We start from the raw sequence: 20,931 nt of genomic DNA on the forward strand, positions 1-20,931 counted from the left end.
AAAAGAGAGACTCACTGGGAGGCCAATTGCACTTGCTTGTTCTGTTCAAGTTTAGCCATCAATTGCTTACTCAGGGCGAGGAAGCTGGATTTTTCCTTGCTGTCTATGGGCAGAGATTGCGGCAGCTTGACCGTACGTGGATTGCGATGCACGCCGTTAACGATAAACTCATAGTGCAGGTGAGCGCCTGTCACGCGGCCGGTCGAGCCCAGGGTGCCGATGATCTGCCCCTGCTTCACCGTCTGGCCCTGCTTGACCTTACGTTTTTTAAGATGGAGATACTTGGTGGTATAGGTCTCATTATGTTTGATGAAGACATAATTACCATTGTATTGGTTGTAACCGGACTTGATCACCCGTCCCTTACCCGCGGCCTTGATGGGGGTGCCGACGGCAGCCACATAGTCTACACCGCGGTGTGCCTTGACCTGACCCGTGACCGGGTGGAGGCGGCGTGGGTTGAAGCTGGAGCTGACATACTTGAAGTCCACCGGCGAGCGCAGGAAGGCCTTACGCATGCTGCGCCCCTCGTCGGAATAGTAGTTGCCGTCCTTGTAGCGCACCGCCGTATAGCGATCGCCCTGGTTGTAGAACTCGGCGGCCAGGATATTGCCGTTACGCAGGAACTCGCCGTCGGCGTACTCCTCTTCAAATAGGATGGCGAAGTTGTCGCCCTGGCGCAGATCCAGGGCAAAGTCGATATCCCAGCCAAAGATGGTGGCCAGCTGCATGATCTGGTTGGGCGTCAGCCCGGCGCCGACACCGGCGTTCCAAAAGTTGCTGCTGATGGTGGCGCTGGCAAATTTGGTGCGGCTTTCCACCGTCTTCTTGATGATCTCTTCGCTGTAGCCCTTATCGTCCTTGCAGATCTTCAGGGTCGAGATGGGGTCAAGATGATAGACCACACGCTTGAGCTGACCGGCATCATCTTTGACGATAATGATCTCTTCGCCGGGCATGATCTTCAACAGGTTCTTCTTGGCCTTGGGGAGCTGGGTGATCTCATACACGTCGCGGGCCGTGAGTCCGGCGCGTTTAAACAGGGCGGCAAGGGTGTCGCCGCTGCGCACGGTAAACTCCTCGCTGCTTTCTCTTTCCTCTTCGGGCTCGACGACTGGGTTGTCGGTGACCTGGGTCAGAGCGCTCTCATTGAGATCTAGGCTTCCGTTAAGGTCTAGGCTGCCGCTCTCTTGGGTATTACGGGCGATCTCATCGGCGCTGGGGGGCTCGGGCGTGCGAAAGGCGAGGGGCACGGGGTAGGCATAGCCGTTTGTCTTGGTGTCGTTAGTGGTGTTTTCGCCTGATGCGCCGCTACCTGCTTGTTCGCCAAGGCGAATCTTGCCCGTTAACGAGGTGTTGGTTGAACGGGAGGCCTCGGCATCGTCGGAGGGGATAAATATCGCGCCTATGGTGATCATCACTAAGACACTCAATATGATTTGATGCAATCTGGGTAATAGTTTTAAGAGTGTGATGATCTTTCCCATTGACTCCGATACCAATTTCTAACACTTAAGCCGATCCTGTTAGTGTACACTCTTTCATTTGTGCTGGCTAACAAGTAACATTAGTCCCCATTATTTACCTATCGGCTCTTAGGAGTAGCTGCCAAGATGGCTAATTTAGACCAAGCATTAGCAGAAATTAAACGTGGTACCGACGAGATCTTGCTCGAATCGGATCTGCTGGAAAAATTAAAAGAGGGACGTCCTCTGCGCATCAAGTTGGGTGCCGACCCAACCGCGCCGGATATTCATCTTGGCCATACTGTGATCCTCAATAAGATGCGTGCCTTCCAGGAGCTGGGACACGAAGTGATCTTCCTGATCGGCGACTTCACCGGCATGGTGGGTGACCCGAGTGGTAAGAACAGCACGCGTCCGCCGCTGACCCGCGAGCAGGTGTTGGCGAACGCCGAAACCTACAAGGAACAGGTGTACAAGATCCTGGACCCGGCCAAGACCCGCATCGAGTTCAACTCGAGCTGGCTAGAGGAGCTGGGCGCGGCGGGCATGATCCGCTTGGCCTCACAGCAGACCGTTGCGCGTATGATGGAACGTGACGACTTTAAGAAGCGCTATGCCTCGGGTCAGTCGATCGCCATCCACGAATTTATGTACCCACTGCTGCAGGGCTATGACTCTGTTGCGCTGGAAGCCGACGTCGAGCTTGGCGGTACGGATCAGAAGTTCAACCTGCTGATGGGCCGTGAACTGCAAAAAGCCGCGGGTCAGAAGCCACAGGCGGTGATCATGATGCCGCTGCTGGAAGGTCTGGACGGCGTGAAGAAGATGTCTAAGTCAGCCAACAACTATATCGGCGTCAGCGAGCCTGCCGGTGAGATGTTTGGCAAGATCATGTCTATCTCAGATGACCTGATGTGGCGCTACTTCGAGCTGCTCTCTTTCCGTCCACTGGAAGAGATTGCCCAGCTTAAGAGCGACGTCGACAACGGCACCAACCCAAGAGATGTGAAGATCGCCCTGGCGAAAGAGATCATCGCCCGTTTCCACGACGAGGCAGCAGCCGAGGCGGCGCATCAGGAGTTTATCAACCGCTTCCAGAAGGGCGCGATCCCAGATGATATCCAGGAGATCGAGATTGCCGCCGGTGACGGTATCGGCATCGCCAACGTGCTTAAAGATGCTGGCCTGGTCAGCTCGACCTCTGAGGCGATGCGTATGATCAAGCAGGGCGCGGCTAAGCTGGATGGCGACAAGATTGAAGACAGCCGTCTAGTGCTTAACGCCGGCATGACGGGCGTGTTCCAGGTGGGTAAGCGCAAGTTTGCCAAGATCACCCTGGTGTAAAGATTTACCGTCGAATCATTTCAAGAGGCCTGCTTAATGCAGGCCTTTTTTATGTTTGGCGAAAAGTTAAAGAGTTATGCTGCTGGCGAGGTGGAAAGCTTGAAACTTGGAGAGCTTGAAAGTGGCTAGCGCTAGGCTAGACCCGCTTACTGAGTGGCGAGCTGATCCTGCATGGTCTGATAGTCCATCAGATCTTCATGCTCCTTCACCCTGTGGTTGGCCAGATCCAGCTTGACCGTGGTCACCCCGGGGATCGCCAGTTCGATCACCTTGCCCGGCTTGCCAAACAGGCTGCCTGGGCCGCGATAGTGGTAGTTGCCTATCATCACCACCAGTGAGCCCGAGTTGTACATGTGCTCTATGTTGAAATCGTATTCCAGCACGCCGCGATGGGCACGCTCGAAAAACTCTATGATGTCTCGTCTTCCCGTGTAGGTCTTGCTGGCGGTGCGATCCTTAAACACGCTGTCGCGGTTGTAGAAGGAGGCCAGGGTGCGGTAGTCATGATCCGTCAGCGCTTGAATATACTTGATCGCCATCTGCTGCTCGGCGGGCATATCGCCGGGAGCCGCCTGGGCAGCCAGGGGCAATATCATCAGAATGCTAACTAAAAACTGCTTGATCATCTTATGTTTTCTTTAATTCAAACGCCGGTAGTCTCAGGTGCCACTTGATGGCCGCCAAGCGTATGACGAGCGCACTTATCATGGCGATGGCCAGGGCCACCTTATCGGCCAAGCCCCAGGTGATGGCACAGGTATAGCTTATCCCGCCAAATATCGAGGCGGTCGCATAGATTTCGGTGCGCAATATCATGGGGATCTGGCGACAGAGTATGTCTCGAATAATGCCGCCTCCGACGCCAGTTATCAAGCCCATCACCACGGCAATCATGCCGCTGAGGCCAAGATTGAGTGCCTTTTCCGCCCCGATCACGGTAAACAGCGCCAATCCGAAGGCATCGGCCACCGGTAGCGTGTACTGGGGCACCTTCTTGGGCTTGCGAATAAACAGCAGGGCCAGCAGCACGGTTGCCAAGATCACTATGATGTAGTTGGGGTCGCGGATCCAAAATACCGGCGTGGTGCCCAGCAAGGCGTCACGTATGCTGCCGCCGCCAATGGCGGTGACCGAGGCAAGGACTATCACCCCAAAGGGATCCATGCGATGACGCCCGGCGGCTAAGGCGCCGGAGAGGGCAAATACCGCGGTACCGCAGAGGTCGAAAAAGTAGATCCACTCCTTCATTGATCTAGCTCTTGCAGGTGGTAGTTGAGGGCATCGACTGAGATGCGGATCTCCAGCACAGACAGCAACAGAGAGTAGAGCAGGAGCAGCAGGCTGGAGCCGAAGATGACCGAGCCGGTCTTGTTAAAGCCGACATAGATGAAGATCATACACAGGACGCACAGGGCAAAGCTTGAGACGCCAGCTTCTTGCATGCGGCGAATGATGACGATGCGGCGACGCAGGTTTTTCAGCTGGCCAGAGTGCACAGGCTTGCCCTCGGCGCTCAGGCTGCGGATAAGTGCCGCCAGCGAGAAGAAGCGGTTGGTATAGGCCAGGAGTAACAGTGAGATCGCCGGAAACAGTAGTGCCGGTGTGGTCAGGGAAATGTGAAGATTCTCAAACAAAGTCGTTATGCCTATTGTGTCAATATGTTGCCGCCAGAGGGGAATAATACCAAGGGTTTTTGGCTTGTCTAGTCAAAAGACGCCGGGGCAGAGGCGGCGCTCCCCAGAGTGGCGATTAAGCGTGCGCCAGCAGCCGCAATGTGGCCCAAAGGCAGGGGATGAGCAGCACGGAGAGCACCCAGATCCCCTTGCTCAGACGCAGCAGCCTAAGCGCCGCCGTTATGGTATGGGGCGTGGGCTTGGGGCCTGTGCCGATTCGGGCGATATCGACCCTCTGCCCGGCAAACTTCTGTGGGCCGCCGAGCTCAGTGTTGAGCACTTTCGCCGCCAGGGCGCAGGTGGCCAGATGATTGTTTATCGGCAGTGGGCTCTTGGTGGGCCTCAACAGCTGCACCACGGCGCCGGGGCCGCCCTGAATAGCCAGGGTGAAGTTCCAGGCCTGGGTCGGCAGCCAGTAGAGCAAGGAGCTCAGCAGATAGACGGGGCGGCCAAACTCGCGGTATTGCGGATTAAGCGCCGGCCAGGTGTATTCCAGCTGCTTGACCATCCGCGCGCCCAGCACCAGCGGAGCGCCGCCGACGGCGAAGAAGAGTATGGTGGCGACCGTGCCATAGATGGAGGTGGTCATCAACTTCTCGATCACCGTCTTGCTCATGCCCACCTCGGAGAGCTCGCGGGTGTCGCGATAGACCCACTGGCTCAGCAGGCGGCGGGCGCGCTGCTTGTCTTGACGTGCAAGCGCCTGGCCCGTCTCCTCTGCCACCTTATGAAACTGCTCATCGCACAGGCAGAGATAGAGAAACAGACACTCGAAGAACCAGGGGAAGGCTGCCAGCTCCAAAAGGAAGCTCAGGATCAGCCAGAAGGGCAGCACCAGGAGCAGCACAGAGAGGCTGCCCGCCACTCGCTGCTGATTTGCCGAGCGATCAGCTCTCGCCACCTTGGCCGACAGGCTGCGCGCCAGCTGAGAAAACCAGTAGAAGGCCTGGTATTCCCTGGGCAGCGGCGCCAGCAGCGCCATGAAGATGGCCACCAACAAGATGGAAGCCCCCTGATAGAAGGGGCTGTCGAGCAGTAGCTGTTGGATGAGATCGTGCATCGCGTCGCGGTCTGTGTACCGTCCCTGAGTCTGACAGTTACAGGTGTTTCAGCAGCGAGATCACCATCAGCGCCGAATGATGGCCCGCCTTCACCAGGTAGCTGTCAAAATCTACCGGCGAGTCGTTGTTGGCGTTGTCAGACAGCGAGCGAATCACCACGAAAGGCACCTTGAACTGGTGACACACCTGGGCAATCGCAGCGCCCTCCATCTCACAGGCCGCCATGGTCGGGAAATTATTCAGCATCACCTTAGTGCGCTCAGGGTCGCAGATAAAGCTGTCGCCGGTGCAGATAAGTCCCTCGATAGCCTTCACCTCGCCCAGATCCGCAACCGCCTTCTTGGCCGCCTCGACCAGAGTTCTGTCAGGCATGAAGGCTGCCGGTTGCTGAGCCATCTGACCTATCTCGTAGCCGAAGGCGGTCACGTCCACGTCGTGGTGGCGCACCTCTGAGGAGATAACGATATCGCCGATGGCCAGGCTGTCGACGAAGCCGCCTGCCGAGCCTGTGTTGATCACATAATCCGGGGCATATTTCTCAATCAGCAATGTGGTGGCGACACTGGCGGTGACCTTGCCGATGCCAGAGCGGGTGACGATCACCTCTTTGCCCTCAAGCTGCCCGGCGACAAACTCTATGCCGGCGATGGTCTGGGTCTGAGTGTCTGTCATAGACGCGATAAGATGAGCGACTTCTGGCTCCATGGCGCCGATAATACCAATTTTCATTGAATACCCTTTATGGTCTAGGTGGATCTGGCCGCGCGAAGGCGCAGCCTGTCTTAAGATAATGGGCGCTAATATAGCAATAAAGTGGTGTTGTGGCGAGGTTGCGGATCGCAAGCTAGCTTGTTGGAAAACAAGTTAGGAAGTTTCTTTGTTGGTGGCCGTAGCCGTATTGACATTCCTTAGCAGGTGCTAACATTGAGCCTTACTGTATTTGAATTGCCTGCGGCAGGTGCAGTGCATGGATGCACCAATGTCGTGATCACAGGGATGTGAATGAACGACCTCATGTGCAAACACGCTTTTGGCACGCAGCGAGTCCATCCTTGGATGCTCTGCGAAATCATCCATGATTTCGAAGGCCAAAAGCGTGTTTACACCCGGTTTTTCATCTCTTCGATTTGACCGTATTTGATAAGCATAGGTATTTGAATAGGGCGTGAATGGCCAAGGTTTTGTGGAAATGAATTTTGCCTGCTGAAGACCAATGCTACATAGTTTTAAATTGCTTGGCAGCAGGTGTAGTGCATGTATACACCAATTTTTTTGGACATTTTCCTGTTAGAACTTTAGTTCCATATTGATGAGTTTCAGATTAATTTTTCTATGTGCTAACGCCACGCTCACCGGCAATTTTGGAGCGCAGCGTAAAATTGTCCGAGCGCAGCGCCTTGTTAAGCGCTTACTTGCCGTCATCCCACGAATTAAGAAAGTCTGCAAGGACATCACCGTGACAGGCTTGCGGCTTGCAAAAGCAGCCCAAGCGCTTTCCTGCTAACTTGTACACTTCAGACTTTTCCTTATTTGGGAATTTCTCAAAATCAAAGTCGTATTTGTACTTTCTTATAACTTCTTCACGATCTTCCCCCTCCTCAAACATAGAGTAAGGGTTTCCCCAATAAGAACCCCTTCCGATATACTCATAAATTGGAGTGCTTTTCTCTGATTGGTATTCCGTCTCAGTCTTGATATTTATAACTCGTGTTATGCAAATTCCAATTAACCTTAATGGTTTTTTACTTTCTTTTAATCGCTCTGTTTCTTCTATAAACTCTTCACCATCGTCGAAAATAATGGCATGAGTTATGTCGTCAGGAGTCCAGTTAGGAAATTCTTTATTTGTCATTTTTCCTGAGCTTTCTTCACAGAACTTTTCAATTAAACCATTTGGATCATCTGGATACACCAATGTAGCTGCGCCAAGACTCGAGGTTATTTTCAAAACTTTTCTCGAGAACTTCGAGTAGCAATTAAATAGCTTTGGATAAAGAATTAATACATTATTCATTAGTATAAATGCTTAACTTTTAAATCTAAGTCTGAATGTTGATTAAGATATTCAACCACTAACCTTCTATGGCAGAGATGTGGTTCATGCTCACTGCATAGTAAACAGCCATGGTCAAGCAATGCTGGCTTTATTGATTTCTCAATATTCCTTTGCCCCATCAAATTTAGAAATTTTTCTTCGTACACCTCCCAAGGCATATCACCTTTCTTGTATGCATTTAAAATATCTTTAGTTGGTGCTAGCTCAGGTGAGTGTACGTAATCTGCTCCGCACAATTCTCTTAAAAAGAATTTCAAGTCATCCCTTTTTGCAAACCCTGCCAGTTGAGACACATTGTTTAAGCGAACATCAATTAATGTTTTTACCTGCGAGCGCTTTAAAAAACCGAAAAATGTTTCGGCATTCTTTTTTGTAAATCCAATTGTATAGATATCAATTTCACTATCCATAGCTTCTTATCTCCTCGTGAAATTTAGGAAATGTATAGATTCCATTAACCTGAAGCCAATATCCATTCCTGTCGCCAACAGCCCATACTCTACTTAAACCTATTCGTAGATAGACAGAATCCTGCTCATTGATCAAATTAGTGACATCATGAAGCCTGCCATCATTCTGATGTTCTTTAGCGTAGTCATGAAACCCTCTATCTGTAATCGACAGATAGCTGTATCTATGCCCGCTATTATCTGTGAATGTAGCTTTAATTTTACCCGGTTTATACTGGTCTTCATGAATACTTAACTGATTCGGCGAGATTTTAATGGTGATTATCGAACAGTTTGCCACTTGATCGTGTGGAATATGTTTCTGATTGACATCGAAATCAACACCAAAACCTTCAGATACTGAGTCACTTAATGAATTCTCTAAAACCTGAAGAAATTGCTCACCGCTGCATGCTCCATAAAACTTGAGATTAGAATAGCTTGCGTCCTCTACATGGGGGTTTTCCCTGCTGGGATTTAAAACGAGGTTTCCTTTCAGAATTGCGCCTGGATGAATTCCTAGCTCTTTACATTGGGCGCTTTTCAAGTAAGGCATTGGTCGTAAACATTCACCGGTTTCTACATCAATAACTGCAGTACAGACATTTTCATCGGTAGAAAACCTTGTTAGGTCTGTGATTATTACTTCTCTCATGTTCACTCCTTGAGCTTGAAATTTATTGGCGCTTAACGCTTATTAGCGAGAATGCCGCCTATGTAAATCACCATTATCTAATGTATATCGCGACCATTTTTTAACCATCTGAAATTTATATCAATAATGGCATTGCATAACAAGGAAAAAGTGAGCTGGGCCAAAACAAGACGAGCAATCTACAGAATGCTCATTTAGTTTTCCTGAATGTTATCAAAAGTGGCCAAATCGAAGAGTCGTTAGATATCGAGTGTAGATACGGCTGTGACCTTCGGTTTCAGGGATGAAACCGCAGAGCGGCCAGGGATGGCGCACAGCGTGTCACAGACGTATCTGCACAACCCCCGCCGGGCAGGCGCTAGGTTGCATTGAAGGTGCGACCTTCAATAATCCATCAAATACTCAAATAGATAGACGCTACAACCTTTTATGAACCCTACATGACCCCGCCGGGCAGGCGCTAGGTTGCGTTGAAGGTACGGCCTTCAATAATCCACCCAATACTCAAACTGGTAGACGCTACAACCTATAAGATCCCCACACGCCCCCGCCGAGCAGGCACTAGGCAGCCATGAAGGGATACCCTCTAGCTGATTAGCTACACGTATCACATACAGCTAATTCGAAGAGACGTTAGATACCGAGTGTAGATACACTGGTGAGCTTCCGTTACAGGGCCGAAAATGTTCCAGACATTTTTCGGCATTCCCTCCTTCCCTGGAGGTCAGATGAAACGGCAGAGCCTACAGGGAGCGTACTTGCGGCGTCTCACAAGGGTATCTGCACAACCCCCGCCGGGCAGGCGTTAGATAACCATGAAGGTGCGAATTCAAATCAAATTATTAAATATCGAAGAGGCCGAAGGTTAAACCACCAAAAACCAGCCTGGTTTTCCCCAGGCAAAAAAAAAGCGCTTTAACTCTCACTCAAAGCTAAAGCGCCAATCACAAGCCAAATTATGCGGCTCAGAACTAATCTGAGCCGGTTCAGACTTAAGCCTCGAAGCTGTTGAGGATTCCAAGTGCGGCGTCGCGGCCCTCGGCGATGGCGGTGACCACAAGGTCTGAGCCGCGCACCATGTCTCCACCGGCGAACACCTTAGGGTTGCTGGTCTGGAAGGGGTTATCGGCTACCTTAGGCGCCACCACGCGGCCCCATTGGTCCAGCTCTATGCCATAGTCGCCAAACCACTTGGCGGGGCTCGGCTGGAAGCCGAAGGCGATGATGATGGCATCGGCCTCGATCAGCTGCTCGCTGCCCTCAATCGGCTCAGGGCGACGACGACCCGAGTCGTCCGGTGCACCCAAGGCGGTCTCGACACATTCGATGCCGCTAACCGCGCCGTCGCTGGTCTTGATGGCCGTCGGCTGACGGTTAAACAGGAAGTTGACTCCTTCCTCGCGGGCGTTTTGCACCTCGCGGCGTGAGCCCGGCATGTTCTCTTCGTCGCGGCGGTAGACACAGGTTACCTCGCTGGCGCCCTGTCTGACGGCGGTGCGCACACAGTCCATGGCGGTATCGCCGCCACCGAGTACTACTACCTTCTGACCGGCCAGGCTCAGGTAAGGCGTCTCTTCGTCTGTGGTGCCCATGACGTTGTGGGTGTTACCAATCAGGTAGGGCAGGGCCTGGTAGACGCCCTTGGCATCTTCGTTTTCCAGTCCGGCCTTCATCGGGGTGTAGGTACCCATGCCGAGGAAGACGGCGTCATAGTCGGCCAGTAGGGTGTCGAAGCCGATATCTTGGCCCACGGTGATGCCCAGCTTAAACTCTATGCCCATCCCTTCCATGACGGTGCGGCGGATCTCCATGACAGACTTATCCAGCTTGAAGGCGGGAATGCCGTAGGTGAGCAGGCCGCCTATCTGAGGATGCTTGTCGAACACCACCGCCTTGACGCCGTTGCGGGCGAGGATGTCGGCGCAGCCAAGGCCGGCTGGGCCCGCGCCTATGATGGCGACGCGTTCCTGACGCTTGACCACCTTGCTCATGTCTGGGCGCCAGCCCTGGGCGATGGCGGTGTCGGTAATGTATTTCTCCACGTTGCCTATGGTGACGGCGCCAAAGTCGTCGTTGAGGGTGCAGGCGCCTTCACATAGCCTGTCCTGGGGACAGACGCGGCCACAGATCTCTGGCAGTGTGTTGGTCTCATGCACCAGCTCGGCCGCCTCGAGTATGCGTCCCTGTTTGGCCAGCTTCAGCCAGTTGGGGATATAGTTGTGCAGCGGACATTTCCACTCACAGTAGGGGTTACCACAGTCGAGGCAGCGGTCTGCCTGCTCGTTAACCTGAGGCTGTGCAAAGGGCTGATAGATCTCGATAAACTGCGTGGCGCGATGCTTGGCGTCATGCTTGGTCGGATCCTTACGGCCTACTTCGATAAATTGAAAATCGTTACTCATGGCCATTACCCCGCTACCACTGCTAATGCAGGTTCAGTTTGTTCCAGACGCAGGAGATCATCGAGCGCCACATTCTTAGGCTTGACCAGGACGAAACAATCGATCCAGTTTTCAAAATCGTTTAACAACATCTTGGCGTGCTCGCTGCCGGTCTCGGCCACGTGCTCTTCGATCAGCCCCTTGAGGTGCTGTTGCTGTATCGGCGCCGTCACCTTCTGCATATCCACCATCTCGGTATTGAGACGGCGGTTAAAGTGGCCGAAGCGGTCGAACACATAGGCGAAGCCGCCCGTCATACCGGCGCCGAAGTTAACGCCCGTCTTACCCAGCACTACCACGATACCGCCTGTCATGTATTCGCAGCCGTTATCGCCCAGGCCTTCGACCACGGCGATGGCGCCCGAGTTACGCACGGCGAAACGTTCGCCCGCCTGACCGGCCGCAAACAGCTTACCGCCGCTGGCGCCGTAGAGACAGGTGTTGCCCAGGATGACGCTCTTCTCGCTCTGGAACATGCTGCCCACAGGCGGATAGAGGGTGATCTTGCCGCCCGACATGCCTTTGCCCACATAGTCGTTGGCATCGCCGCACAGATCCAGTGACAGGCCCGGGGCGTTCCAAACGCCGAAGCTCTGACCCGCGCTGCCGCTGAAGTTAAGCTGTATCGGCGCCTTGGCACCCTGACGGCCGACTTTGGTGGCAATGTAGCCAGACAGCGCCGCGCCTACCGAACGGTCGGTGTTGTTGATCTCGAAACGTGCGGTCAGTGGCTCGCCCTGATCGACGGCTGCTTGGCAGTGGCTCAAAATTTTCTGGTTAAGCTCGCCCTTGTCGTCGGTCGGGTTGGTTTCACGCCAGGTCAGCGCGCAGCCCTCTGGCACCTCTGGCTTGTAGAGAATGGCGGACAGATCCAGTTGTTGCTGCTTGTCTGTGGCGCCTTCCAGCGCCGCGAGCCAGTCGCTGCGACCCACTAGCTGTTCGAACTCTGTGACGCCGAGGGCGGCCATCCACTCGCGGATCTCGCGGGCCATAAACTCGAAGTAGGTCATCACGCGCTCGGGCAGGCCGTGGTAGTGATTGTCCCTGAGTTGCTTGTTCTGGGTCGCCACGCCGGTGGCGCAGTTGTTCAGATGGCAGATACGCAGGTACTTACAACCCAGGGCGATCATAGGCACGGTGCCGAAGCCGAAGCTCTCGGCGCCCAGCAGGGCCGCCTTGATCACGTCTGTACCCGTCTTGAGGCCACCGTCCACCTGCAGGCGGATCTTGTGGCGCAGGCCATTGGCGACCAGCGACTGATGCACCTCGGCCAGACCCAGCTCCCAGGGGCTACCGGCATATTTCACCGAGGTGATAGGGCTGGCGCCCGTGCCGCCGTCGTAGCCAGAGATGGTGATCATGTCGGCATAGGCCTTGGCCACGCCTGTGGCAATGGTGCCTACGCCTGGCTCGGATACCAGCTTGACCGAGATCATCGCCTTGGGGTTTATCTGCTTGAGGTCGAAGATCAGCTGAGCCAAGTCTTCGATGGAGTAGATATCATGGTGCGGCGGCGGCGAGATCAGGGTGACGCCTGGGCGTGCGTTACGCAGCGCGGCGATCTCTACGCTCACCTTGTCGCCTGGCAGTTGACCGCCTTCGCCTGGCTTGGCGCCCTGGGCGACCTTGATCTGCAGCACCTCGGCGTTCACCAGATAGTGCGCCGTGACGCCGAAGCGGCCCGAGGCGATCTGCTTGATGGCCGAGTTACGCTCCGAGTTGAAGCGGCGCGGATCTTCCCCGCCTTCGCCCGAGTTAGAGCGACCGCCGAGGCGGTTCATGGCCACGGCCAGTGCCTCGTGGGCCTCTGGGCTGAGGGCGCCGATACTCATGGCGGCGCTGTCGAATCTTGGATAGAGAGTGGATGCGCCCTCGACCTTGTCGAGTTCGATAGCCTGTTTGTCACCCTTGACGGTGAAGAGATCCCTCAATGTCGCCACGGGTCTGTCGTCCACCAACTCGGTGAAGCGCTTGTAGACGCCATAGTCCTGATCGCGCAGGCTCTGCTGCAGCGTGTTGACCACATCTGGGTTGAAGCAGTGGTACTCACCGCCTTCAACATATTTCAGCAGACCGCCCTGAGGCAGGGGCTGATGGGCCTGGAAGGCAAGCTTCTGCAGCGTCTGTTGATCTTTCTCCAGCAGGGCGAAGCTCGCGCCTTCGATGCGGCTGACCACACCCTTGAAGCATAGCTCAACCACCTCAGATGACAGGCCGATAGCTTCGAACTGCTGGCTACAGCGGTAGGAGGCCACGGTACTGATCCCCATCTTGGACATGATCTTACGCAGCCCCTTGTCGATGCCCTGACGGAAGTTGAGCATCAGCTGTTGGGTCTCGCGCACGCCATGACGGCTGGCCAGCGCCGAGATGCTCTCGTAGGCCAGGTAAGGGTAGATGGCGGTGGCGCCAAAGCCCAGCAGTACGGCGAAGTGGTGCGGATCTCTGGCCGAGGCGGTCTCGACTATGATGTTGGTGTCACATCTCAGACTCTTGTCGACCAGCACGCGCTGCACGGCGCCCACGGCCATGGCGGCGGGGATCACCTGCTTACTCTTGTCGGTGGCCCTGTCGGAGAGGATCAGCAAGGTGGTGCCGGTACGTGCCAGGCGCTCGGCCTCGTCACAGACGCGGCGAATGGCTGCCTCTAAGCCTTCGCTAAGGTCATAGTTTAGATCGACAGTGTTGGCGCGGTAATAGGTCGAATCCAGCGCCAGCAGCTGGTTGAAGTCGCTGTAGAGCAAGATAGGCGAGCTGAACATTACGCGGTAGGCGTGGCCAGTGGTCTCGTTAAACAGGTTCTGCTCACGGCCGACACAGGTGGCCAGGGACATCACATGCTTTTCACGCAGCGGATCGATTGGCGGGTTGGTCACCTGGGCGAATTTTTGGCGGAAGTAGTCGTACAGGGTACGGGACTTCTTCGACAGCACGGCCATAGGGGTATCGTCGCCCATGGAGCCGGTGGCTTCTTCGCCTTTCTCGGCCAGTACCCAGATCACTTGCTCAAGCTCCTCGCGGGAGTAGCCGAACTGCTTCTGGTATTGCAGCAGGGTATCGGCGGAGAACTCACATACGCCCTGGGCTTCGCTCGGCATCTGCTCGGCGGGTATCAGGGTCTGACTGTTCTTGGCCATCCACTCCTTGTAGGGGTGGCGACGCTTAAGGTCGTTATCGATCTCAAACGAAGAGTAGAGTTGACCGTTGAGGGTGTCGAGCACCAACAGCTCACCCGGGCCGACACGGCCCTTCTCGACCACCTCGTCCGGGGCATAGTCCCAGATGCCGATCTCGGAGGCCAGGGTCAGGATACGATCTTTGGTGATCACATAGCGTGATGGGCGCAGGCCGTTACGGTCTACCGCACAGGCCACATGGCGGCCGTTGGTCATGACTATGCCTGCCGGACCGTCCCAGGGCTCCATATGCATGGAGTTGAAGTCGTAGAAGGCTTTCAGCTCATCGTCCATCTCTGGGTTACTCTGCCACGCGGGCGGAATAAGCAGGCGCATGGCACGGTAGAGGTCCATGCCGCCGGCGAGTAGCATCTCCAGCATGTTATCTAATGAGGAGGAGTCTGAGCCGCTCTCGTTGACGAAGGGCGCTGCCTGCTGCAGATCCGGCAGCAGTGGGGCATTAAACTTGTAGGCGCGGGCGCGGGCCCACTGACGGTTACCGGTTATGGTGTTGATCTCGCCGTTGTGGGCAAGATAGCGAAACGGCTGTGCCAGCGGCCACTTGGGCGAGGTATTGGTTGAGAAGCGCTGGTGGAACAGACAGATGGCGCTTTGCAGACGTATGTCGGCCAGATCCGGATAGAAGGCCGGCAGATCGGCGGGCATCATCAGCCCCTTGTAGACGATCACCTGGCCAGAGAGGCTGGCAACATAGAAGTCTTCGCAGTCAGTTATCTGCTGCTCGAGACGGCGACGGGCCATATAGAGGCGACGCTCGAGATCTTTCTCACGCCAACCTATGGGTGAGTTGATCAGCACCTGCCAGATCTTGGGCTGGCTGGCCTGGCCTATGGGGCCTAATACCTCAGGGTTGACCGGGACTTCACGCCAACCGGCCACACTCAGTGTTTCTTTCTCCAGCTCACGTTCCAGGGTGCGTTTGGTGTAGTTGGCCTTTTCCTCATCTTGGCTTAGGAACAGCATGCCCACGGCAAACTTACGGCTCAGGTGCCAGTCGTTCTCGCTGGCCACGGCTTCGAAGAATTTAATGGGGAGTTGCATAAGTAGGCCACAACCATCGCCGGTACGACCGTCGGCGGCAATACCACCACGGTGTTTCATGCGATCCAGGCCATGAATGGCTGTACGTACAATTCTATGGCTGGCTTCGCCATCCATCTGGGCGATTAAGCCAAAACCACAGTTATCTCGTTCAAAACTGGGGTGATACAAGCTCATATAAAAACTCCCTAATACTAACCAATACTACGTCGGGGAAATTCAAGCGATTGATGTGCACCCGAACCATCCAAATTAACTTTTGCCTAGTAAAAGGTCAATTCAAATTTGTGCATAAAGTATGACTAGGGTGGGGCGTTTAATACGGTTTATATTTTAACCTTACGTTAACGTCAACTGTAAAAGTTGCTGTATAACATTATGAATAAAAAGAATTTTGAATATAGCTCTGAATCTTTTTTACTAAAATGTAACAAAAAGGATTATTGTCTTTTAATCTAAAAAAGTGATTTTTATTGCATATACAGTGAATTATTTAACAAATCTTAGACCAATGTATTAGCCGATACTGTGCTGCGTCCCTAAGTTTGCACCGGCTTTGTGAGCTGGCGCACCGGGAAAGGCGCCAAAAATTGATGTAGCACCAAGAATGGCGCCATCAAGCCAGTTACAATCGCCGCCCTTTTATCGATCGAGAGAATACCCCGTGGGACTGGATAGCCATGTCAACACCTTTGGCCTGCATTGCAAGCGTCAGTATGGTCAGCGCCTCAAGAAGCTGACCTTGGATGCCAAGTTTACCTGCCCCAATCGTGACGGCACCCTGGGACGGGGTGGCTGTACCTTCTGTAATGTGGCCTCCTTCAGCCATGAGCATGGCTCGATAGACAGTATCGCCGTGCAGCTGGCCAATGGTCGCGAGCGCGCCCAGGGCAAATCCAGCAAGTTCATCGCCTACTTTCAGGCCTACACGAGCACCTATGACGAGTATCAGTTGCTCAAGCAGCGCTATGATGAGGCGGTGGCCGACAGCGATATCGTAGGCCTGTGTGTCGGCACCCGTCCCGATTGTGTCAGCGACGAGGTGATCGCCCTGCTGGCCGGTTATCAGGCCCGTGGCCTGGAGGTGTGGCTGGAGCTCGGCTTGCAAAGCGCCAACCTTGAGACGCTTAAGCGGATCAATCGTGGACATGGTTTTGAGGAGTATCGTGATACTGTCATCCGGGCGAGAAAGGCGGGATTAAAGGTGTGTACCCACCTGATCTTAGGGCTGCCAGGTGAGAGCCATGAGGACTTTTTAGCCAGTCACAGGGCGGTGCTGGATGCTGGGGTCGATGGGCTCAAAATTCATCCACTGCATATCGTCGAGGGCAGCACCATGGCCAAGGCCTGGCGGGCCGGGCGCATGAGTTTATTGACCCAGGAAGCCTACGCAGAGAGCGTCGGCGAGCTGATTCGTCTCACGCCTAAAGAGGTGATTTTTCATCGTGTTACCGCCTATGCCAAGAAACCTATGCTGCTGGCACCCGACTGGTGTGCCTATCGCTGGGAGGGGTTGGTGGCCATCGTCAAGAACCTGGAACGCCTGGGCGGACAGGGGCATTATTTGACCGATTCGGCAGGTGATCAATTGTCGGTTTAGGCGCAAAAAACGTGAATAATTGAGCAATTAATTTAACGCATGGTTAATGAAAGGTTAAATAAGGAGCTATTTAACTTGCATATGCTTCAATTAGTTGCGCCCGTCATTCTAGGCGCTATTATGGGGTGAATTTTATTCTTGTCCCGTCAGCTTTTTTCGAGAGGTGCCTTAAGATGGCAACAGCCGAGTTAGAATCAATATTGGATCTCAACACACTTGAGCAGTACTGCAGCGCTATCGGTGCGGGTACTCTGCTAAAGAGTGTCGTCTTGTTTGAACAGTTGATGCCCGAGTATGTTGGCAACCTGGTCAACGCTAAGGAAGCACAAGACAAAGATACCTTATGTTCTGAGGCGCACAAGTTCAAAGGCGCTGCCGGTTCTGTGGGACTGAAACGTATCCAGCAGTATGCTCAGCTGCTGCAACACGGCGAGGCGGCCGAGTGGCCAGCCGAGCACGGCACCTGGCTGCAGGTGATCGTGGACAACGCCAGCCAGGATCTGGCCGAGCTGAAGGCTTACCTGGAATCTAAGGCCTAATAGGTCAAAGCCTGTAAATCAAATCCAGCTAAGATTGATAGCGCCCTCGATGAGAGATCATCGGGGGCGTTTTTATTTGTGTACTATTTGGCCGCTTTTGGGCAGCGCTTCACACTTCTGGCAAAAGAGAGGGTTAATCCGGGAGCCGCTTGTGCTAGAGTTAGATTGAGTAATTGAATGTAAATGGAAGTTGGTAATCGATTTTATGAAACATCTGCCGAGCCTGAAAAACCTTTACTATCTGGTCAATCTCTATCAGGAACAGAACTTTAATCGCGCGGCCAAGCTGTGCCACGTGAGCCAGTCGACCCTGTCGAGTGGGATTCAAAACCTGGAGGAGCAGCTGGGTCATCAACTGATCGAGCGCGATCATAAGTCCTTTATCTTCACCGCCATCGGCGAAGAGGTGGTGCAACGCTCCCGCAAGCTGCTGACGGACGTCGACGATCTGGTGGAACTGGTGAAGCACCAGGGCCAGCCGATGACAGGGGATATCCGCCTGGGCTGCATTCCTACCATCGCGCCGTTTCTGCTGAGCCGGGTGGTGAAACATTGCCAGCAGGAATATCCCGAGCTGACGCTGTTTTTGAAGGAAGACACCACGGAGCGACTATTGGATGCCCTGGGTAAGGGCGAATTGGATCTGCTGCTGCTGGCTCTGCCGGCCGACACCAGTGGCTATCACAGCATGAAGGTGGGGATAGATCCCTTCAAGCTGGTGATGCACAAGGAGCTCAGCAGTGAGGTGCACCAGCCCATAGATTACAAGGCGCTGCCTGATGAGAGCATCTTCCTATTGCAGTCAGAGCACTGTATTACCGGCCATGCCATCAGCGCCTGCAGTCTGGCCGATAGCGACAAGATCAACCCCTTCGCTGCGACGAGTTTGCACACACTGGTGCAGATGGTAAACAGCAAGCTGGGGACCACCTTCCTGCCACAGATGGCGATAGATGCGGGGATATTGAATGATACGGATCTCACCGCCCTGACGCCGCCGGGCGAGGCGCCTTACCGGGATATAGGCCTGGTCTGGCGTCAGACCTCCAGCCGTATCATGACCTTCAGAACCTTAGGTAAGGCGATTCAAAGCTTGTTGGAACAGGCGGAGGCGGAGAGTTAGCCCTAACTGTTGCTACCCTTGGGGGAAACTCCATACACCTCGATAGAGTGTTGTTTCCCCTTGAGTTTGATTGGACCAAGGTTGGTAAAGTCGTAGTGACTGTCACCAGTGTCGATAAGCGACTGCAGTGAGCCTGAGATAAGCATCCGCTGCCCCAGTGGGTTACACTGATCTTGAAGTCTCGCCAGGGTATTGAGCACGTCGCTGAAGAAGCTGATCTCCTGCTTCTGCACCCCAACCACAGCCGCCACCACCTGACCACAGTGGGCCGCCGCCTTAAACTTAGGCACAAAACCATACTGCTCTTCGAAGTACTTGCGCTGCCAGTTAAGTTGCTGGCTGAACTCATAATAAATATTGAAGCTGCGATCTTCTATGATGCCGTTTTCCAGCGGCCAGTGGATCAGCACGGCATCGCCCATGTAGCGATAGATCTCGGCGTCGTTGTTGACCACGGTGTCCGATAATAGGCTAAAGCAGTCCTGGATCAGGCGACTGAAGCGATAGTCACCCAGAGATTCCGCGTGGGTGGTCGAGGCAACCATGTCCAGATAGAGAAACAGACGCTGTTCATACCTTGGCCTGTGGTATTTACCCAGGCCGATATTAAACAGAATACGTGGGCCGACCAAAAGCGCCATCTGCTCGATGAAGGCCAGGCCGACACGCACCACTACTAGGTAGATGATCAGGGCCTGGAACGAGGGGCTGTAGAGAATATGAGCGGTCAACATCTGCCTGAGGGTCGACATATGGTTCTCAATGGCCCACATGTTGAGGAACTGGGTCATGTAGGCGAGGGTGGTCGCCCCAAGCAAGAGGAAGAGTCCCTTGAAGATCACCGAAAACAGATAGGGCAGGCGATTGATGGCGCTAAAGTCGGCGATCAGGTTCGACATCCAGTGCAGACTACCAAAGATGATCCCCATATAGATCGCCAGGGTCGCGAGATCGGCTGTGCCTACCGCCCATTGGGGCAGCTCTGGTGTTTGCGCATAGCGGAAAAACACAAAGGCCGCCATGGCAATAGCCCAAGCGAAAATGGCAAATACGAGCTTCTTTGCTTGAATGCGTGCTCTCACAGTGACAGAAAATTCCTAAATGCTGCACAAATCTCAGGATGCGCTAGTGTATAGAAAACACCCCTACAATTTCCAGTGATATTTGTGATCTAAGTCAAATGAAGTCTAGATGTGCCAAAAAAGCGACAAATTTATGTTGAACAAGTGTTAAGTGACCGTGGTGATTGTTTTTTTCTTGGGGGATGCTGACAGAAAGAGGTGCACTTTGTCGATTATCTAAAAGTCTAAAGTGTGAGAAATGACCCTTCTCTGTCACCCCTTTTAACTAGAAGGAAAATTTCGGTTCGAATCACCTTTAAATAGCGATTCGAATAGCCACGACTGGCCAGCTCAAATCGCCTAGAAATAGCGGCTCAAGATCTGCTGAGTGAAGGGGATTTTAAGATAGAAGCCCCGCGGGTTGGTGAGTTTAACCTGACCATCTTGCGCTATGCTCTGGGTCAGTGCGCGGCTGTTGGCGCCTTTGGGCCTGAGCTGCAGCACCTCGCCGTGACGGGCGGTGATCTGCTCGACCTTGCCTAGGGCGATAAGCTCCATGATCTCTTCCCAGTCCTGACGTATCTGCGCCATCTCTTCTTCGCTCGGGGTCCAGAGGATCGGACTGCCGATGCGCCGCTCACCAATCGGCTTGTGGCGAATGCCCTCCACCGGGATCCACAGCACCCGCTGTAACTTATGATATACCAGACTCTCCTGCCATCTGAGGCCATTGATATTCATCAGCGGCGCGACAGTGACATAGGTGGTCTCTAGCGGCTTACCCGATTCATCCACAGGAATGGTTTTGAGCTCGACGCCGAGGTGGAGAAAGTCCTGCTCCGGCTTAGAGCCGGCGGTGGCCCCCAGTTCGAGCTCGATAAGCTGGCCTATCCAGCCTTTGTCCCGTTTCAGGTTGCTCGGCACGGCGACATGGTGAAGCTCGGCCAGCTGGCCCAGTGTGAGTCCGGCCATCTCCTGGGCACGCTGCATCAGCTCGTCGAGGGATTCGGGGGGAAGAATTTTACTTTTCATGGGGAGGGATTTTACCCGAGTTATGCACTTAATCAATCGAGGTTAAAAATTGTGCGATCTTTTTAGGACAGGGAGATCCTTGAGCATTTTTAAATTAAGTGACTGAAAAACATCGTTTTAGCCATATTGTTCATTTAGGAACATCGCGAGTTATTTTAGTTACTCTGTGATTTCCCCACCCTTTCCAACACAC

17 protein-coding genes are annotated in these 20,931 nt (G+C 53.9%); 4 read left to right on the top strand and 13 right to left on the bottom strand.

The features are described from left to right. Nucleotides 1-11: 11 nt before the first annotated feature. The gene (locus SHEW_RS05270) at nt 12-1,487 is read right to left on the bottom strand and encodes a peptidoglycan DD-metalloendopeptidase family protein (protein WP_011864825.1); all 1,476 of its coding nucleotides are present in this window, start codon (nt 1,485-1,487) and stop codon (nt 12-14) included. 126 nt (nt 1,488-1,613) lie between these two features. Between SHEW_RS05270 and tyrS the strand changes: the two genes are divergently transcribed. Then, nucleotides 1,614-2,810, top strand: a complete 1,197-nt coding sequence (gene tyrS / locus SHEW_RS05275; RefSeq protein WP_011864826.1) for a tyrosine--tRNA ligase — start codon at nt 1,614-1,616, stop codon at nt 2,808-2,810. A gap of 146 nt (nt 2,811-2,956) precedes the next feature. Here tyrS and SHEW_RS05280 read toward each other — a convergent pair whose 3' ends face one another. From SHEW_RS05280 to gltB, 10 genes are all read right to left on the bottom strand, one after another. After that, nucleotides 2,957-3,436 carry a nuclear transport factor 2 family protein gene (locus SHEW_RS05280; protein WP_011864827.1) on the bottom strand — a complete coding sequence of 160 codons (480 nt, stop codon included), beginning with the start codon at nt 3,434-3,436 and terminating at the stop codon, nt 2,957-2,959. A 1-nt stretch (nt 3,437) separates the two neighbouring features. Beyond that, entirely contained in the window at nt 3,438-4,058 is a 621-nt protein-coding gene (locus tag SHEW_RS05285) for a trimeric intracellular cation channel family protein (RefSeq protein ID WP_011864828.1), read from the bottom strand. Continuing rightward, nucleotides 4,055-4,444, bottom strand: a complete 390-nt coding sequence (locus SHEW_RS05290; protein WP_011864829.1) for a DUF2721 domain-containing protein — start codon at nt 4,442-4,444, stop codon at nt 4,055-4,057. Before SHEW_RS05290 ends, SHEW_RS05285 begins: the two co-directional genes overlap by 4 nt. Nucleotides 4,445-4,559: 115 nt before the next feature. Then, nucleotides 4,560-5,543, bottom strand: a complete 984-nt coding sequence (locus SHEW_RS05295) for a cobalamin biosynthesis protein CobD/CbiB (protein ID WP_011864830.1) — start codon at nt 5,541-5,543, stop codon at nt 4,560-4,562. Nucleotides 5,544-5,580: 37 nt separating this feature from the next. Then, nucleotides 5,581-6,273 (bottom strand): 5'-methylthioadenosine/S-adenosylhomocysteine nucleosidase, encoded by a 693-nt coding sequence (mtnN, locus tag SHEW_RS05300; protein ID WP_011864831.1) that lies wholly within the window; start codon nt 6,271-6,273, stop codon nt 5,581-5,583. 679 nt (nt 6,274-6,952) lie between these two features. Then, nucleotides 6,953-7,558, bottom strand: a complete 606-nt coding sequence (locus SHEW_RS05305; protein WP_011864832.1) for a DUF4326 domain-containing protein — start codon at nt 7,556-7,558, stop codon at nt 6,953-6,955. Beyond that, nucleotides 7,558-8,010, bottom strand: coding sequence for a DUF488 domain-containing protein (locus SHEW_RS05310; RefSeq protein WP_011864833.1), 453 nt, complete (start codon nt 8,008-8,010; stop codon nt 7,558-7,560). The genes SHEW_RS05305 and SHEW_RS05310 overlap by 1 nt, the downstream gene beginning before the upstream one ends. Further along, nucleotides 8,003-8,704, bottom strand: coding sequence for a dual OB domain-containing protein (locus SHEW_RS05315; RefSeq protein WP_011864834.1), 702 nt, complete (start codon nt 8,702-8,704; stop codon nt 8,003-8,005). Before SHEW_RS05315 ends, SHEW_RS05310 begins: the two co-directional genes overlap by 8 nt. Before the next feature lie 992 nt (nt 8,705-9,696). Then, a complete protein-coding gene (locus SHEW_RS05320) occupies nt 9,697-11,106 on the bottom strand; it encodes a glutamate synthase small subunit GltD family protein (RefSeq protein ID WP_011864835.1) in 1,410 nt (469 codons plus the stop codon). Nucleotides 11,107-11,111: 5 nt separating this feature from the next. Further along, nucleotides 11,112-15,560: a glutamate synthase large subunit gene (gltB, locus tag SHEW_RS05325; RefSeq protein WP_011864836.1), complete on the bottom strand. Its 4,449-nt coding sequence runs from the start codon at nt 15,558-15,560 to the stop codon at nt 11,112-11,114. 487 nt (nt 15,561-16,047) lie between these two features. Here gltB and mnmL point away from each other — a divergent pair, with 487 nt between their 5' ends. The 3 genes from mnmL to oxyR all read left to right on the top strand — a co-directional run bounded on the left by mnmL (nt 16,048) and on the right by oxyR (nt 18,645). Next, nucleotides 16,048-16,983 carry a tRNA modification radical SAM protein MnmL/YtqA gene (gene mnmL, locus SHEW_RS05330; RefSeq protein WP_041406479.1) on the top strand — a complete coding sequence of 312 codons (936 nt, stop codon included), beginning with the start codon at nt 16,048-16,050 and terminating at the stop codon, nt 16,981-16,983. A 173-nt stretch (nt 16,984-17,156) separates the two neighbouring features. Then, the gene (locus SHEW_RS05335; RefSeq protein ID WP_011864838.1) at nt 17,157-17,522 is read left to right on the top strand and encodes an Hpt domain-containing protein; all 366 of its coding nucleotides are present in this window, start codon (nt 17,157-17,159) and stop codon (nt 17,520-17,522) included. A gap of 205 nt (nt 17,523-17,727) precedes the next feature. Continuing rightward, nucleotides 17,728-18,645, top strand: coding sequence for a hydrogen peroxide-inducible genes transcriptional activator OxyR (gene oxyR / locus SHEW_RS05340; protein WP_011864839.1), 918 nt, complete (start codon nt 17,728-17,730; stop codon nt 18,643-18,645). Between the two features lie 2 nt (nt 18,646-18,647). Here the strand turns inward: oxyR and SHEW_RS05345 are convergent, their stop codons facing one another. Continuing rightward, complete coding sequence (locus tag SHEW_RS05345) at nt 18,648-19,727, bottom strand: adenylate/guanylate cyclase domain-containing protein (protein ID WP_041406482.1); 1,080 nt, start codon at nt 19,725-19,727, stop codon at nt 18,648-18,650. A gap of 339 nt (nt 19,728-20,066) precedes the next feature. Further along, a complete protein-coding gene (mutH, locus tag SHEW_RS05350) occupies nt 20,067-20,738 on the bottom strand; it encodes a DNA mismatch repair endonuclease MutH (RefSeq protein WP_011864841.1) in 672 nt (223 codons plus the stop codon). Between the last annotated feature and the right edge of the window lie 193 nt (nt 20,739-20,931).

The sequence above is a fragment of the Shewanella loihica PV-4 genome (assembly GCF_000016065.1).
Taxonomy (GTDB): domain Bacteria; phylum Pseudomonadota; class Gammaproteobacteria; order Enterobacterales; family Shewanellaceae; genus Shewanella; species Shewanella loihica.